Origin of the sequence: Oceanisphaera submarina (assembly GCF_046521305.1) — a bacterium.
Classification (GTDB): Bacteria; Pseudomonadota; Gammaproteobacteria; order Enterobacterales; family Aeromonadaceae; genus Oceanimonas; species Oceanimonas submarina.
Window position 1 is genome coordinate 454207 of the sequence record NZ_JBKGFN010000001.1, and the last position, 16423, is coordinate 470629.

The following is a 16423-nucleotide window of genomic DNA, read 5'->3' on the forward strand; positions in this document are numbered from 1 at the left end:
GTTATATTCACTCTTTAAATAACAAATACAGGGGAATTAGACTTCTTACATGCTCGTTAACATGCTTTACTGCATGTAAAGGCCGCCATTGACCGACAGCGTTTCACCTGTAACGTAACCGCCGTGTTCACCCGCCAAATATAAAACGGCACCGGCCACTTCTTCTGTGGTTGCCAGTCGCTTCATGGGAATGGTCGCTTTAATTGAGTCCAGCACATCTTCACGAATGGCAGTAACCATAGGGGTTGCTGTATAACCAGGGGCGACGGCGTTAACGCAAACGCCAAAACGAGCACCTTCTGCAGCCAGCGCCTTGGTAAAGCCAATCATGCCGGCTTTGGCGGCCGAATAGTTTACCTGGCCATACTGACCTTTCAGTCCGTTGACTGAAGAGATATTGATAATACGGCCACTGCCCTGTTCACACATCAGGTTGAATATCGGCTGTGTCACGCTGAACAGGCTGTTGAGGTTGGTTTCCATAACCTGCTGCCACTGCTCCCATGACATCTTCTTGAAAGTAGAATCACGGGTGATACCGGCATTGTTTACCAGCACATCGATACGGCCCAGTGTGCGCAGGGCGTCCGGCAACACTTCGCTGACGGCCTTGTGGTTGCTGACATCCAGCGCCAGTAGCTGAACATCGCTACCATCCAGCTTTTCTTCCTGCAGCCATTGCTTGGCCTGTTCTTCTTTTTCTTTACCCGGACGATGTGTCGCTACAACCCGGTATCCATTATTTAAGAACAAACGACACACTTCTGTACCTATTCCGCCAGCAGCACCAGTAACCAGCACAATTTTCTTATCCGTCATCAAATCACTCCTTGTTTTGTTTCTATATTATTAAAAACCAGTGTCATACTGAGCTTAAAAAATTGAAGGCGCGGTGTTCATACTCCATTAAATAAACACAAAAAAACCGACTTTACACTCGGGGGCTTGCGCCAACGTTGTGCGTCTACTATAAGCCTGTTTTCATGACAAATAAATTAACTTGGGTTTGTTTTTCATCAAAGTCACAAAAAAAAATTAGACGCTAAGAACAGATGCAAGCGCAAGACAAAAAACCACAAAAAACCAGAGGGCAGATAAAAAAACTACTCATACTGGCATTAAATAACATCTGCTATATGTATATACCTTTTATTACGCCCTGATATACACATGCACAGGCGCCTAATTTCAAATTTTCTAAACTACGCCCTTTCGGTTCTCTGTCAAAACAAGTGGCTCATAAGAAGTCCTGAAAAGTCAGTAACTCGACATAATTTATCTGGGTATATGCTAATCCCCAGTTAACGCCGCTAAGCCATGCGGTCAAAATTTCCACATTGCTTATGCGATATTACTTAACGAAGATTTACAAAAGTAGTGCTGTCACTCCAAACCTGTTCGGCCTGCTTCGTCAACGGACAGTCGAAACCATGCCTCCCTTATACCCTCGGCCACAAAAACCATGCTGTTATGTCAATCCGGTCAAGGCTGACTTGTGATATAGCAGATATTGTTGCCCCCACAGCCCAGGAGTGTCGGCTCCCGGGGTAAGCGGACGCTCTGGCCTGGAGCCATTACCCATGACGATGACAACGTCCGGACAGAAGTCTTATCTTATATATATAGTGGTACCTCATAACCGGTGACGGGGCTTCGGATCTCCTGACAACCGACAACGACTGACCCCGTACCAAGTCTGGCGGCCTTCTTTACATCAACCGATGCAGATTTCACCCGTTTTAGCATACTCTTGCAGCAAACAAACTGATTTCACTGACAAAGTGATTTTGAGTGTTGACAGCTCCCAGGGCAGCCATTACCATGCGCCTCGCATTCAAGCAATGCCTCTTCCCCCTTAGTTCAGTCGGTAGAACGGCGGACTGTTAATCCGTATGTCGCTGGTTCAAGTCCAGCAGGGGGAGCCAGTTTTCGGGTAAAAGGTTAAAAATTGTTCCCCCTTAGTTCAGTCGGTAGAACGGCGGACTGTTAATCCGTATGTCGCTGGTTCAAGTCCAGCAGGGGGAGCCAGTTTCCGGGTAAAAGGTTAAAAATTGTTCCCCCTTAGTTCAGTCGGTAGAACGGCGGACTGTTAATCCGTATGTCGCTGGTTCAAGTCCAGCAGGGGGAGCCATTTCTCTTGTCATTTCAACAACGCTGGCTCATGATACATCCTGAGCATCGGCTCCTCAGCTGCATCTTATCTATCTGATACCCCGTTTTCATAAGGATCATGACTATGCGGGAAACTCGTCCCTTTGGTCAGACTCTGCTGCTGTCAGGCTTCATTATTATCTTGTTAAGCATACTGCTTCCCTGGTGGGCCAGTTACAGTGCCCTGCAGTATCAAGAACAGCAGATAAGTGATCGCCTGGCGCAGATAACCGCCGCTGAGTCCTCTGCTTTCCTACTGCCCGGCATGGCAGAACTATCTACAAAACAACCTCTTGCCGCCGGTAGTCCGGCCTGGTGGTTTGGCCGGATCTCCGCCAGTCATCAACAGATAATGGGGCAGACGACGGTATTTTATCGACTCGATACCAAACCGGCCACGATGCAGTGGCTGCAGCTTTCTGTGGCCCTGTCACTGACTACCCTGCTTATTTTTACCGCTCTGTATCGGCGCAAACGTAAAGATGAGGAAAACAAGAAACACTATTTCAAGTCTCTGCTGCTCGATCCCGAGGTGGGCCATGTCGGCAGTAGTGATCCGATCGAACTGGGAATTATCAGCCTGCATCAAAGTTACGGCAGACAAATAGAAGATCTGCAGCAACAGCTGGATACCGCACAACAGCAAAGCTATCAAGACAGCCTGACCAATCTCGGCAACCGTTATGCCTTTCGTCGTGACCTCGATCTGATGCTAAATGATGAAAACAAACTGGCCACCGCTTCCCTGATGATAGTTCGCGCCAGCACCTTGCAGAGTATTAATATTCAGCACGGATTTCAGGCTGGTGATCAATACCTGCAGGATATCGTCAGACTGGTACGTAAAGCCATTTTGCCGGTGCTGGGTGCCAGAGCCTATCGTATCAGTGGTACCGATATAGCGGTGTTGGCCAAGGGACAATGTGAGCCACTGGCCGAACGCCTTGGCACTCAGTTGAATCAAGAGCTGTATCATTATCAACATGTACACGAGCTGGATTGTGCCGCCTATATCGGTTTCACCCAACTGCTGCCGGGACAATCCTCGGAACAGGTATTGATCAGAGCCGACCTGGCGCTGGCCCAGTCCCAGAGCAGTGAGCCCAATAGCTGGAGCCTGGTTCTGAAACGCAATGATGATGAAGAGGTGGGTGAAAGCCAGTGGCGTCAGCGACTGCAAAGCATGCTGACCGAAGACAAGATTCTGCTGCAGGCACAGCCCGCCCAAATCCGCAGGTTGACCATGCCCGGCTATAACGAAATATTCACCCGCTTCCCCAATGAACAAGGAGGCACCTACCCGGCCACTACGGTATTTTCCATGCTGCAGCGGCTGAATATGTCGATGCTGTTTGAACAAAAAATAATCGAAATGATTCTGCAAAAGATAGAACGCAAAGCCGTACACGGCCAACGCTGGGCTATCAACCTGACGCCCGCGAGCCTGCAGCAGAGTTCATTCTTGATCTGGCTTGAGCGGGTATTACTGCGTAACAGAGAAATGAGTGCCAGTCTGGTGTTTGAGCTGGATGAGCAGATACTGCAGCACCAACGGGTTACCGGTAAGCGATTACTGGAGATGATTCGCCGTTGTGGCGCCCGCTCGGCGGTCAGCCGGTTCGGCCATGGTTATGGCTCTTTTCGCCTGTTGAAAGAACTGAAGCCCGACTATATCAAGCTTGACGGCCGGTTAGTAAGGCAGCTGGAAGAAGACAGCACCAACCAGCAATTTGTGCGCATGGTAGTCGACCTGGCACAGCGCATGGGCTGCCATGTCATTGCCGAAGGGGTCGAGACGGCGGGACAAAAGCAACTACTGGAGTCCATGCATATCGATGGTATCCAGGGCTATCTGGTGGCCAGACCCTGTGACCTCGACACCTTCAAGGTGCTGGCGATTTAAAACGGATCAGTTGGTTGATGAGCTCACCCAGATGACGATAACGCTTGATCTCGTCCGGATTGTAGCGCGTAGACATGGTCGCCGAGCTGTGACGATGCTTAAGATAACGCATGATTTGCAAACGATTGAACCCACCCACCTGATAGACCAGATCCAGCAGCGTTTTCAATTGTTCCGAGTCCAGCCCACAGAGTTCGGCATATCCGGATTCGAGAGGGCTATGAATACTCACTTCAACCTGACTGAGGCTCCCCTCCTCCTGCAAATATTCCAGCCATTGCTCTACATACATCGGCTTGGTACCCGCCAACAGCTCAAAAAAACCCTTGCCGGAGCGACAGCCTGATAACAGCAACACCGCCAGCGAATCGCTATTGCAGCTAAAGCCGACTTCACCCCGTTCACTCCAGTCGAGTGCCTGGATGCGAATTTCAGCCTGCCCGCCCCGTACATCTTGCGCCTTGAAAATAAACACACCGCCTCCATTGTTGCCACAAACGACCATCTTGGCGTAATCACCACCACGAGTCAAAAGTCGGGCTTCACAGCCCCTGCATATGAGTGTAAGGTCTGCTCCTCAGTTGTATCCCCGTTAATAGTAAAGCAAGGAGTCATCGTCATGCCCAATAAGGAAGTGACCTATAATATTTCTGAATTGGCCGACGAGTTCGACATTACGCCCCGTACCCTGCGTCACTATGAAGAGCTGGGGCTACTGACCCCAAGACGAAAAGGCAACTCCCGCATATACAGCCACAAGGACAGGATCAGGCTCGCACTCACCATTCGTGGTAAGCGACTGGGATTCAGCCTGGCAGAAATGCGGGAACTGTTCGAGCTCTACGATGCCGAGCACCGCTCCCGCCCTCAGCTGCACTCCATGGTCGCCATGATTGCAGAAAAGCGTGCCAGTCTGCGGCAACAGCAGGAAGACATAGAAAAGGTGCTCGCCGAGCTGGACGCCGCCGATATCAAGGCTCGGGAAACCCTGGAAAAAATGAAACACCATTAAAGCTGTCAGCTGTAAGTAGAATGAATCTGTGGGCTATCAGCCGTACTTGCAGGTGAGATGTTGGTTGTGAAATACCCTGGATGCGGATGACGAAGGCGCCCCGCATTACCAGCTGACGATGGTGAGCCGCCGATCGCTTACGGCTTATGGCTCAAAAAAGCCCCGCATTGGCGGGGCTAGCAGTCATATCGGGCTTACTCGCTGTGGCTGATACTGGCCAGCTTGTCGAAGTAATCGGGAAACGTCTTGGAGGTACACTTGGGATCCAGGATCACCACAGGCGTATCGCTCAAGGCCACCAGCGAGAAGCACATGGCAATACGGTGATCGTTATAGGTGGCAATCTCGGCCTCCTGCAGCTGATCCGCCGGTATGACCACCAGGTAGTCTTCTCCCTCTTCCACCTCGACACCCAACTTGGCCAGCTCGGTCGCCATGGCGTACAACCTATCGGTTTCCTTCACCCGCCAGTTATAGATATTGCGAATGCGGGTCGTTCCCTCGGCAAACAACGCCGTGGTGGCAATGGTCATGGCCGCATCGGGAATATGGTTCATATCCATGTCTACCGCCTGTAGCGGTGCCACATGCTCTGCTTCGATAAAATCCTCACCCCAGGTGATTTTGGCACCCATGGCTTCCAGCACATCGGCAAAACGAATATCGCCCTGAATGCTGTCACGACCGATACCGGTCACCCGCACCTTGCCCTTGATGGCTCCGGCCGCCAGAAAATAGGAAGCCGATGAGGCATCCCCTTCCACCAGAAAGTGCCCCGGCGACATATAGGTCTGATTACCCTTGATATAGAAGGTCTGGTAATCGTCATGCTCAAGCTCGACCCCGAACTGGCGCATGGTATGCAGCGTAATGTCGATATAGGGCTTGGATACCAGCTCGCCCTTGATATGAATGCGGGTATCACCGGACGCCATGGGCGCGGCCATCAGAAAAGCGGTCAGAAACTGGCTGGACACGGAGCCGTCGATATAAACATCACCGCCCCACAGACCCTTACCATTGATAAACACCGGCGGATAACCGTCGGTCTTGAGGTAGCTGATATCCGCCCCTGCTTCTCGCAGGGCCTCCACCAGGTGCCCGATGGGCCTTTCCCACATGCGTGGCTCGCCGGTCAGGGTAAATTCACCTGTGCCCAGGCAGAGCGCGGCACACAGCGGTCGCATGGCGGTACCTGCATTGCCCAGAAACAGTGACACCGGCTCGTTGGCACTGAAAGCGCGACCCAGGCCGTGCACGACACACTCGGTTTTGTCTTCCGACAGCTCATACTGCACCCCGAGGATCTTGAGCGCATCCAGCATGTAACGAATGTCGTCACTGTCGAGCAAGTTGGTCAGATGAGTCGTGCCCTGAGCCTGAGCGGCAAGCAGCAGCGCCCGGTTGGAAACAGATTTGGATCCGGGCAGATTGACACTGCCCTCCACCCGGGCAATAGGTGATAATTTAAGGCTTTCCATATGATTCCTGGAGATACGAGGTAAACAAAAACTGAGGCTGTCTAGACGTTAACAGGGCTGATGCATCAGGGCAAGCTTACTACTAGCCTCTTGGTGAAGTGTGAGGCGTAAAGGACAAAGAGTCAGGCCTGTCACCGCCGTTACCAGGCCCGTTTTAACGGAGAGATCCCACAGCGGCTAATGAGATCTTCCGTATAGACTCGGGCCGGCAAGAGAGGCTATTACTTCCCGCTTGAGGCTGAGTAATGTTTAACCCAGCACCTTGGCCAGGGCGTCCATGCAGCGCTGGTTTTCCTGCTCCAGCCCGATGCTGATACGCAGACAGGTCGGCAAGCCATAACCAGCGATGGGGCGCACTATCACCCCTTCACGCAGCAGCGCCTCATACACAGGAGCCGCATCACGCTGCAAGTCCAGGGTAATGAAGTTAGCGCGAGACGGTACATAATGCAGACCCTGCTGCTGAAAGAAGGCTTCGTAGCGTGCCATTTCCCGCCGGTTAAGCGTGACCGCCTCGGACAGGTACGCTTCATCGCCCAACGCCGCTTCCGCCGCCGCCAGTGCCAGGCTGTTGCAGTTGAAAGGTTCGCGTACCCGATTCAGCACGCCGATAAGTTCGGGGTGAGCCACCATGTAACCGACCCGCAGGCCCGCCAGGCCATAGGCCTTGGAGAAGGTACGGGACACGATAAGGTTGGGATATTGCGCCAGCCAGTCGATGGACGGATGCCGCTCATCGTCGGCCACATACTCGGTATAGGCCTCGTCCAGCACCACCAGTACCCGCTCCGGCACCCGGGCCAGAAAGGCAGACAGCTCGGCCTGGCTCAAGAAGGTACCGGTCGGGTTGTTAGGGTTGGTAATGCACACCAGCTTGGTCTGATCGGTAATGGCCGCCGCCATGGCATCCAGATCATGGCCGAAGTCTTTGGCCGGCACCTCTATCGCTTCGGCACCGTGGGCCTGTGTGGCCATGGCGTACACGATAAAGGTGTACTGGGAAAAGACCACCTGCTGACCGGGCGAGACGAAGGTGTGATAAATCAGATCAATCAGTTCGTTGGAGCCATTGCCCAGGATCAGCTGGTTGGTGTTGACCCCCAGCTTCTCGGACAGCTTCGTCTTCAGGGCAAAACCGTTGGCATCCGGATAGCGCGCCAGCTCCGGCAGCGCCTGCTCGATGGCGGCTTTGGCCTTGGGGCCCAGTCCCATGGGGTTTTCGTTGGACGCCAGCTTGACGCTATTGCTGATGCCGAGCTCGCGCTCCAGCTCTTCCACCGGCTTGCCCGGCTGATATGGATGTAACTTCTCTACCCCGGCATTGGCCAGGGCCAGATAATCAATACTCACAGTGACTCCTTCATACTGGTTTAATACGCAGTTCTGTTCATGTCGTTAACAGGCGTTTCAGACGTAAAGAAGAAGATAACAGGGATTACCTCAGCCGACCATCACATGCCAGGGATGGCATGTGCTAAGCCCCCAGGGGGCAGCTTGCTGCCTGCATCAAGCTTGGTCACGGACCGAATATCCAGTGAATATTCGCAGCCGTTACCAAGCGAAGATGGCCTTAGCCTATGGCGTGTCGGAGGAGGTAGCCCTGTTACCTCTTGAGCTGTGAAACAACAAAACTAGCCAACTACTTAATATTTCAACCGTGCTGCTTGGCGAACTTGTCCATGAAGGCCACCAGTGCCTGCACTCCTTCGATGGGCATGGCGTTGTACAGGCTGGCACGCATGCCGCCCACAATACGGTGGCCCTTCAGCGCCAACAGCCCTTCGGCCTTGGCTTGCGCCAGAAAGGCTTCGTTCAGGCTGTCGTCTTTCAGCTGGAACGGAATATTCATCCAAGAACGAGTCTCCGGGTGCACATTGTTGCCGTAAAAATCGCTGGCATCCACATAGTTGTACAGCAGCTCGGCCTTGGCCTTGTTGCGCTCACCCATGGCTTCCAGGCCGCCCTGGCGCTTCAGCCACTGGAATACCAGCCCGGCCAGATACCAACCGTAGGTCGGCGGAGTATTCAGCATGGAATCGGCCTTGGCCATGGCCGCGTAATCCATGATGGCCGGGGTATGCGGACAGGCCTGCTGGAGCAGGTCTTCACGCACTATCACTACCGCCAGGCCGGACGGGCCGATGTTTTTCTGGGCGCCGGCATAGATGAGGCCGAATTTACTGACATCGACGGGACGAGACAGAATGGTCGAAGACATGTCCGCGATCAGCGGCACCTCACCGGTGTCGGGCACGAAGTGATATTCGATGCCTTCAACCGTTTCATTCGGGCAGTAATGTACGTAGGCGGCCGTCGGGTCGAAATCCCACTTGTCAGCCAGCGCACGCGGGCCGTTTTCGGCGGCTGCAAAACCGTCCAACACCCGCACCTTGCCGACCTTTTCCGCTTCTGCCACCGCGGATTTGGACCACTGACCGGTGACGATGTAATCGGCTTTGGCATTCTTGCCCATCAGGTTCAGCGCCACGGCGGCGAACTGACCACGGCCACCCCCCTGCAGAAACAGCACCCTGTAATTGTCCGGTACCTGCATCAAGTCACGCAGATCCTGCTCGGCCTGGGCCGCCACAGCCATATAGTCGGCGCCGCGATGGCTAAGTTCCATCACCGACACACCCAGACCGTTAAAATCGCGAAACTCGGCCTGAGCCTGTTGCATGACCTCGACCGGCAACATGGCCGGACCTGCGCTGAAGTTATAAACCATCTTCTCCATTTTCCCTGAGTTACCTATACGCTAAATAATCGATAAAACGGCCGCATGATGCCGGCACCATTTATTATCACCACGACCCTATCGTTTTACACGTCCAGACGGCCAAATCAAAGTGATTTCGTGCATTGAATGGCTGTTGAACAAAAGGGGCCGCTGGGGCCCCTTGTTATCAATACACATTATTTACGCTTCGGCGTCCGGGTCCTGCTGTTCATCGTTCCCGTTGTCTTCGGCTTGAGCATCGCTTGGCTCGTCGGTCTGGGCTTCAATATCGAGATTGCCCTCGCCGTCAAGCAGCTCATCCTCTTCTTCCGGTTCTTCGATACGCTGCAGACCCACCACCTGCTCGTCTTCTCCGGTACGGATCAAACGCACGCCGGCGGTGTTACGGCTGATCAGGCTCACTTCCAGTACCCGGGTGCGCACCAGAATACCACCGTTGGTGATCAGCATGATTTCATTGCTGTCCTCCACCTGAATGGCACCCACTACCGGGCCATTGCGGTCGCTGACCTTGATCGACACCACGCCCAGGGTGCCGCGACTCTTGGTCGGGTACTCTTCCAGTGCGGTACGCTTGCCGTAACCATTGGCGGTCACGGTCAGGATGGGGCCTTCGCCACGCGGAATGATCAGTGATACGACCTTGTCATCTCCCGCCAGACGAATGCCGCGCACACCGGACGCGGTACGGCCCATGGGACGTACACCCTTGAAGGTGCCCTTGCTCTCGACGGCTTCGGTTTCTGAGCCTTCGCCTTCTTCCATACCGGTGTCGTCCTGCTCGTCGTGGCTTTCCACGTCGGCCTGACCGCTACCTTCGGCGAAACGTACTACCTTGCCCGCATCGGAGAACAGCATGATCTCGTTGCTGCCATCGGTGATATCGACACCGATCAACTCGTCGCCTTCACGCAGGTTGATGGCGCGAATGCCGGATGCCAGCGGACGGCTGAAGGCCGACAGGCTGGTTTTCTTCACGGTGCCGTCGGCGGTGGCGAAGAACACGTATTTGTCGTCGGCATATTCCTTCACCGGCAGGATGGCGGTAATGCGCTCCGACTCGTCCAGCGGCAACAAGTTGACGATGGGGCGACCACGGGCGGCACGACTGGCCTCCGGCAACTGATAGACCTTGAGCCAGTACACCTTGCCGGCGGTAGAGAAGCACAGAATGGTGTCGTGGGTATTAGCCACCAGCAGACGCTCGACGAAGTCTTCCTGCTTCATCTTGGTCGCCGACTTGCCCCGGCCACCGCGACGCTGGGCTTCATAATCGGTCAGCGGCTGATATTTCACATAGCCCTGATGGGACAGGGTCACCACCACGTCTTCCTGAGTGATCAGGTCTTCGATGTTGATCTCGGCGCTGGAGGCGGTGATTTCGGTACGACGGGCATCGCCGAACTGCACCTTGACCGCTTCCAGTTCTTCCCGGATCACTTCCATCAGTCGCTCGGGGTTATTCAGGATATACAGCAGCTCGGCAATCAGAGTGAGAAGATTCTGATATTCCTCGAGAATTTTTTCGTGCTCGAGACCGGTCAGGCGGTGCAGACGCAGGTCCAGAATGGCCTGGGCCTGTTGCTCGGTCAGGTAATAGTGACCTTCACGAATGCCGAATTCGGGCTCCAGCCACTCGGGGCGGGCAGCATCGTCACCGGCACTTTCCAGCATGCTGGCCACATTACCCAGCTCCCAGCCCTGACCGACCAGACCGGCCTTGGCTTCGGCCGGCGTCGGCGAGCGGCGGATCAACTCGATGATGGGATCGATATTGGCCAGGGCAATGGCCAGACCTTCCAGGATGTGGGCCCGATCCCGCGCCTTGCGCAGTTCGAACACGGTACGGCGGGTTACCACCTCACGACGGTGCTGAATAAAGCAGTTCAGCATATCTTTAAGGTTGAAGATACGCGGCTGGTTGTTGTCCAGCGCCACCATGTTGATGCCGAACACGTTCTGCATCTGGGTCTGTGAATAGAGGTTGTTCAGGATCACCTCACCCACTTCGCCCCGACGCACTTCAATCACGATGCGCATGCCGTCCTTGTCGGACTCGTCACGCAGGGCACTGATGCCCTCGATGCGTTTCTCCTTGACCAGCTCGGCGATTTTCTCGATAAGCCGGGCCTTGTTCACCTGATAAGGCAGCTCGGACACGATAATGGTTTCGCGACCGGTCTTCTCGTCGGTCTGCACCTCGGCCAGGGCACGCACATAAATCTTGCCACGACCGGTACGGTACGCATCGATGATGCCGGATTTGCCGTTGATGATGCCGCCGGTAGGAAAGTCGGGCCCCGGGATCAATTCGATCAGCTGATCGATGCTGATGTGTTCATCTTCAATCAGCGCCAGACAGCCGTCCACCACCTCATTGAGGTTATGGGGCGGTATATTGGTGGCCATGCCCACGGCAATACCGGACGAGCCGTTCACCAGCAGGTTCGGTACCTTGGTCGGCATCACCGCCGGTATCATCTCGGTGCCGTCGTAGTTGGGCACCCAGTCGACGGTTTCTTTATCCAGATCGGCCAGCAGTTCGTGGGCGATCTTGTCCATACGCACTTCGGTATAACGCATGGCGGCGGCGGAGTCGCCATCCACCGAGCCGAAGTTGCCCTGGCCATCGACCAGGGTATAACGCATGGAGAAGTCCTGTGCCATGCGCACTATGGTGTCGTATACGGCACTGTCGCCGTGCGGGTGATATTTACCTATTACATCACCGACCACACGGGCCGATTTCTTGTAGGGCTTGTTCCAGTCGTTGCCGAGCTCGTTCATGGCGAACAGCACGCGGCGATGCACCGGTTTCAAACCATCTCGAACATCGGGAAGCGCCCGCCCCACAATTACGCTCATGGCGTAATCCAGGTAGGAGCGTTTCAGCTCTTCCTCGATGTTTATCGGCATGATTTCTCGGGCCAGATCGGTCATAGCAAGCCTTGTCCCCAGTTTATTGTTGATATCGCAATAAAAAACGCATCATTCTACCATACAAATGCGTGCAGGGAGCAGTCATGCTGGCAGCGAAAACCGACTGGGCTATAATGGCCGCTCTGCACATTAATCTGACCATCGTTTAAGGCGTTGCCCGTGAATGTAGACCAACAGGAAATCGACAAATTCGAGGCCATGGCCTCCCAGTGGTGGGATCTGGAAGGCGACTTCAAGCCTCTGCACCGGCTTAACCCCTTACGTCTGAACTGGATTGCCGACAAGGCCGAGGGGTTGTTTGGCAAACAGATCATCGATATCGGCTGTGGCGGCGGCATTCTCAGCGAAAGCATGGCCCGAGAAGGCGGCGAAGTCATCGGCGTCGACATGGGGCATGAGCCGCTGGCGGTGGCCCGGCTGCACGCACTGGAAATGGGTGTGAGCGTCAACTACCGTCAGAGCACGGCCGAACAGGTAGCCGCCGAGCAAGCGGGCCGGTTTGATGTGGTCACCTGCATGGAAATGCTGGAGCACGTACCCGAACCCGCCTCCGTGGTGCAGGCCTGCGCCACACTGGCCAAACCCGGTGCCACCCTGGTGTTTTCTACCATCAACCGTAACCCCAAGGCCTGGCTGATGATGATAGCGGCAGCCGAGCACCTGCTTAACATGGTACCCAAGGGTACCCACGATCACCGCAAGTTCATCACCCCCGCCGAGCTGTGCAAATACATAGAGCAGGCAGGCCTGGTGGTCAAAGACATCAGCGGCGTCGTCTATCAGCCCCTGTCCGGCACCTTCAAGCTCAGCCGGGACGCGGACGTCAACTACATGGTGCATGCCATCAAGCCGGAGTGATTCATGACCTTTCAAGCGGTGCTGTTCGATCTGGATGGAACCCTGCTGGACACGGCCGGCGACATGGGGGCCGCCGCCAACCATGTGATAGAGAGCCTGGGGCTGCCGGCCCTGACCGAGGCGGTGTTGCAATGTACCACCTCGGACGGCTCCTATGCTCTGCTCAGAGCCGGCATTCACGCCGAATTAATCGAGCATCACGGGCTGGAGCAGCTGCGTCGGCAGATGCTGGGATTTTATGGTGACAATCTCTGCCATCATACCCGCCCCTACGACGGCGTACCGGCCCTGCTTGACTGGCTGAACCTGAGCCGCATTCCCTGGGGGGTGGTCACCAACAAGCCCGCCGCGCTCACCGAGCCGTTGCTGGCCGGGTTGGCGCTGTTTCGCCACTGTGGCGTGACCGTCAGTGCCGATACGCTGCCCCAGAAAAAACCGCATCCGGCCCCCTTGCTGTTTGCCGCCGAACAACTGTCGGTGGCGCCGGAGCGTTGTGTCTACATCGGTGATCACAGACGCGATATCGATGCGGGACGTGCCGCCGGCATGACCACGGTGGCGGCCACCTGGGGTTATATTTCCGCTGGCGAAGACCCGAACAGCTGGCAGGCGGATCACCAGCACGGCACGGTTTTCGCGCTGGCCGCCTGGTTGAAAGACACATTCGACGCCAAGCGATGAAAGATCCGGCGGGATCTCCAATACCCCTTTTTTGCAAGCCAAATATTTTTAAAAATGTTTCCCGCCGGGCATAAAATAACCAGACTTTAACCAGCGCCAGACTCCCAAAGGGATAGACGTTAGTAAGTACAAACCTTTGCCACAAGATCACAGATTATCCACAAGCTTTACCGGCTTCCGTCGGCTTGAGAATTGTGAGCTAACCCACTATATTGTGCCCACTACCACACAAGACAACTAGATGTTGTGCTTCTTCCGGCCATCAACCACACTATGTAGGGTACTGATGACACGGGATGTTTTTGCCGAAGTAGACACAACACCACTGGGAGAAGGTCCGTTTCATGAATAAACATCTGCTGGTTACCAAACGTTCTGGCGCCAAGGAGCACCTCGATCTGGACAAAATCCATCGCGTGATCACCTGGGCCGCCGAAGGGCTGGACAATGTCTCCGTCTCCCAGGTGGAGCTGCGGTCACACATCCAGTTCTACGATGGTATCCGCACCGAAGATATTCACGAGACCATCATCAAGGCCGCCGCCGATCTGATCTCCGAGCAGACCCCGGACTACCAGTATCTGGCCGCCCGCCTGGCCGTGTTCCATCTGCGCAAGAGGGCCTATGGCCAGTTCGAGCCGCCCCGCTTCTATGATCACGTTGCTCGTCTCACTGAGATGGGCAAGTATGACCAGCACATTCTGGCCGATTACAGCCGCGACGAACTCGACGCCCTCAACGCGCACCTGGATCACGACCGCGATCTGACCTTCTCCTATGCGGCAGTCAAACAACTCGAAGGCAAATACCTGGTGCAGAACCGGGTGACGGGCGAGATTTACGAGAGCCCCCAGTTTCTCTATATGCTGGTGGCCGCCTGCCTGTTCTCCAAGTATCCGAAAGATACCCGGCTGAGCTTTGTTACCCGCTTCTATGATGCGGTGTCCCAGTTCAAGGTGTCGTTGCCCACGCCTATCATGTCCGGCGTGCGCACCCCGACCCGTCAGTTCAGCTCCTGCGTACTGATCGAGTGCGGCGACAGCCTGGACTCCATCAACGCCACCTCCGGCGCCATCGTGCGTTATGTGTCCCAGCGTGCCGGTATCGGCATCAACGCCGGTCGCATTCGCGCCCTGGGCAGCCCCATCCGTGGCGGTGAGGCTTTCCATACCGGCTGTATCCCCTTCTACAAGCACTTCCAGACCGCGGTAAAATGCTGTTCTCAGGGCGGTGTACGTGGCGGTGCCGCCACCCTCTTCTACCCCATGTGGCACCTGGAAGTAGAATCGCTGCTGGTACTGAAGAACAACCGCGGCGTGGAAGAAAACCGCGTTCGGCACATGGACTACGGCGTGCAGATCAACCGCCTCATGTACCAGCGCCTGATCCAGGGTGGCGACATCACCCTGTTCTCGCCCTCCGACGTGCCCGGCCTGTATGACGCCTTCTTCGAAGATCAGACAAAATTTGAAGCGCTGTACGTCAAGTACGAGCAGGACAGCAGCATCCGCAAGCGTACTCTCAAGGCGCTGGAGCTGTTCTCGCTGATGATGCAGGAGCGTGCCGGTACCGGTCGTATCTACATTCAGAATGTGGATCACTGCAACACCCACAGCCCGTTCGATCCGGCGGTGGCCCCGGTGCGTCAGAGCAATCTGTGCCTGGAAATCGCCCTGCCCACCAAGCCGATGATGGACATCAATGACGAGAACGGCGAAATTGCCCTTTGCACCCTGTCGGCCTTCAACCTCGGCGCCATCAGCGACCTGAGCGAGCTGGAAGAACTGGCCGAACTGGCAGTACGTGCGCTGGACGCCCTGCTCGACTACCAGGACTACCCGCTGCTGGCAGCCCAGAAAGGCTCAATGAATCGTCGTACCTTGGGCATTGGCGTGATCAACTACGCCTATTACCTGGCCAAGCACGGCGTCAAGTATTCCGATGGCAGCGCCATCGGCCTGACCCACAAGACCTTTGAAGCCATTCAGTACTACCTGCTGAAAGCCTCGGTCAAACTGGCGAAGGAATTCGGCCCCTGCCCGGCCTTTAACGAAACGACCTATTCCCAGGGTGTACTGCCGATCGATACCTATAAAAAGGATCTGGACAAGCTCTGCCAGGAGCCCTTGCATCTGGACTGGGAAAGCCTGCGTGAAGAAATCAAGACCACGGGGCTGCGTAACAGCACCCTGACCGCGCTGATGCCGTCAGAAACCTCGAGCCAGATTTCCAACGCCACCAACGGCATAGAGCCGCCTCGTGGTCTGGTATCGGTCAAGGCCTCGAAAGACGGTATCCTCAAGCAGGTAGTACCGGAATACGCCGAGCTGAAGAATCAATACGAGCTACTGTGGCAGATGCCGTCCAACGACGGTTACCTGCAGCTGGTGGGCGTGATGCAAAAATTTGTGGATCAGGCCATTTCCGCCAACACCAACTACGACCCTGCCCGTTTCGACGGTGGCCGGGTGCCGATGAAGCAGCTGTTGAAAGACCTGCTCACCGCCTATAAGTTCGGTCTCAAGACTCTGTATTACCATAATACCCGTGACGGTGCGGCAGACGCCCAGAACGACATGCAGGAAGATGACGGCTGTGCCGGCGGCGCCTGCAAAATTTAAGTCATTGCTGCGGAGGCCTCCCGCCTCCGCTTTATG

The 16423-nt window shown here is 55.3% G+C and carries 11 protein-coding genes and 3 tRNA genes; 8 read left to right on the plus strand and 6 right to left on the minus strand.

The annotated features are described in order from the left end of the window. Positions 1-66 precede the first annotated feature (66 nt). A complete protein-coding gene (phbB, locus tag ACLEIV_RS02365; protein ID WP_410455095.1) occupies positions 67-819 on the minus strand; it encodes an acetoacetyl-CoA reductase in 753 nt (250 codons plus the stop codon). Positions 820-1849: 1030 nt separating this feature from the next. Here phbB and ACLEIV_RS02370 point away from each other — a divergent pair. The 4 genes from ACLEIV_RS02370 to ACLEIV_RS02385 all read left to right on the plus strand — a co-directional run bounded on the left by ACLEIV_RS02370 (position 1850) and on the right by ACLEIV_RS02385 (position 4054). Further along, positions 1850-1925 (plus strand) — tRNA-Asn (locus ACLEIV_RS02370). Between the two features lie 27 nt (positions 1926-1952). Continuing rightward, positions 1953-2028, plus strand: a tRNA-Asn gene (locus tag ACLEIV_RS02375). A 27-nt stretch (positions 2029-2055) separates the two neighbouring features. Continuing rightward, positions 2056-2131 (plus strand) — tRNA-Asn (locus tag ACLEIV_RS02380). Between the two features lie 105 nt (positions 2132-2236). Beyond that, positions 2237-4054 (plus strand): EAL domain-containing protein, encoded by a 1818-nt coding sequence (locus ACLEIV_RS02385; RefSeq protein WP_410455049.1) that lies wholly within the window; start codon positions 2237-2239, stop codon positions 4052-4054. On the opposite strand, the gene ACLEIV_RS02390 is transcribed toward ACLEIV_RS02385, so the two are convergent. Next, positions 4035-4529 carry a hypothetical protein gene (locus ACLEIV_RS02390; RefSeq protein ID WP_410455050.1) on the minus strand — a complete coding sequence of 165 codons (495 nt, stop codon included), beginning with the start codon at positions 4527-4529 and terminating at the stop codon, positions 4035-4037. The genes ACLEIV_RS02385 and ACLEIV_RS02390 overlap by 20 nt on opposite strands. Positions 4530-4673: 144 nt before the next feature. Here ACLEIV_RS02390 and ACLEIV_RS02395 point away from each other — a divergent pair, with 144 nt between their 5' ends. Further along, positions 4674-5066 carry a MerR family transcriptional regulator gene (locus tag ACLEIV_RS02395; protein WP_104487676.1) on the plus strand — a complete coding sequence of 131 codons (393 nt, stop codon included), beginning with the start codon at positions 4674-4676 and terminating at the stop codon, positions 5064-5066. 194 nt (positions 5067-5260) lie between these two features. On the opposite strand, the gene aroA is transcribed toward ACLEIV_RS02395, so the two are convergent. The 4 genes from aroA to gyrA form a co-directional block, all read right to left on the minus strand. Next, the gene (aroA, locus tag ACLEIV_RS02400) at positions 5261-6547 is read right to left on the minus strand and encodes a 3-phosphoshikimate 1-carboxyvinyltransferase (protein WP_410455051.1); all 1287 of its coding nucleotides are present in this window, start codon (positions 6545-6547) and stop codon (positions 5261-5263) included. 249 nt (positions 6548-6796) lie between these two features. Next, a complete protein-coding gene (gene hisC / locus ACLEIV_RS02405; protein WP_410455052.1) occupies positions 6797-7897 on the minus strand; it encodes a histidinol-phosphate transaminase in 1101 nt (366 codons plus the stop codon). A 301-nt stretch (positions 7898-8198) separates the two neighbouring features. Then, the gene (gene serC / locus ACLEIV_RS02410; RefSeq protein ID WP_410455053.1) at positions 8199-9284 is read right to left on the minus strand and encodes a 3-phosphoserine/phosphohydroxythreonine transaminase; all 1086 of its coding nucleotides are present in this window, start codon (positions 9282-9284) and stop codon (positions 8199-8201) included. Between the two features lie 183 nt (positions 9285-9467). After that, positions 9468-12227 (minus strand): DNA topoisomerase (ATP-hydrolyzing) subunit A, encoded by a 2760-nt coding sequence (gyrA, locus tag ACLEIV_RS02415; RefSeq protein WP_410455054.1) that lies wholly within the window; start codon positions 12225-12227, stop codon positions 9468-9470. A gap of 159 nt (positions 12228-12386) precedes the next feature. On the opposite strand from gyrA, the gene ubiG reads away from it, so the two are divergent. The 3 genes from ubiG to nrdA all read left to right on the plus strand — a co-directional run bounded on the left by ubiG (position 12387) and on the right by nrdA (position 16387). Beyond that, complete coding sequence (gene ubiG, locus ACLEIV_RS02420) at positions 12387-13085, plus strand: bifunctional 2-polyprenyl-6-hydroxyphenol methylase/3-demethylubiquinol 3-O-methyltransferase UbiG (protein ID WP_410455055.1); 699 nt, start codon at positions 12387-12389, stop codon at positions 13083-13085. A gap of 3 nt (positions 13086-13088) precedes the next feature. Then, positions 13089-13766 (plus strand): HAD-IA family hydrolase, encoded by a 678-nt coding sequence (locus tag ACLEIV_RS02425; RefSeq protein ID WP_410455056.1) that lies wholly within the window; start codon positions 13089-13091, stop codon positions 13764-13766. Positions 13767-14110: 344 nt separating this feature from the next. Beyond that, entirely contained in the window at positions 14111-16387 is a 2277-nt protein-coding gene (gene nrdA / locus ACLEIV_RS02430) for a class 1a ribonucleoside-diphosphate reductase subunit alpha (RefSeq protein ID WP_410455057.1), read from the plus strand. The last annotated feature ends 36 nt before the right edge of the window (positions 16388-16423 follow it).

Coding starts and splice junctions, on each gene's coding strand:
- ACLEIV_RS02425 (WP_410455056.1), top strand. CDS start 13,089: ATGACCTTTCAAGCGGTGCTGTTCGATCTGGATGGAACCCTGCTGGAC.
- ACLEIV_RS02395 (WP_104487676.1), top strand. CDS start 4,674: ATGCCCAATAAGGAAGTGACCTATAATATTTCTGAATTGGCCGACGAG.
- serC (WP_410455053.1), bottom strand. CDS start 9,284: ATGGAGAAGATGGTTTATAACTTCAGCGCAGGTCCGGCCATGTTGCCG.
- phbB (WP_410455095.1), bottom strand. CDS start 819: ATGACGGATAAGAAAATTGTGCTGGTTACTGGTGCTGCTGGCGGAATA.
- nrdA (WP_410455057.1), top strand. CDS start 14,111: ATGAATAAACATCTGCTGGTTACCAAACGTTCTGGCGCCAAGGAGCAC.
- aroA (WP_410455051.1), bottom strand. CDS start 6,547: ATGGAAAGCCTTAAATTATCACCTATTGCCCGGGTGGAGGGCAGTGTC.
- ACLEIV_RS02385 (WP_410455049.1), top strand. CDS start 2,237: ATGCGGGAAACTCGTCCCTTTGGTCAGACTCTGCTGCTGTCAGGCTTC.
- gyrA (WP_410455054.1), bottom strand. CDS start 12,227: ATGACCGATCTGGCCCGAGAAATCATGCCGATAAACATCGAGGAAGAG.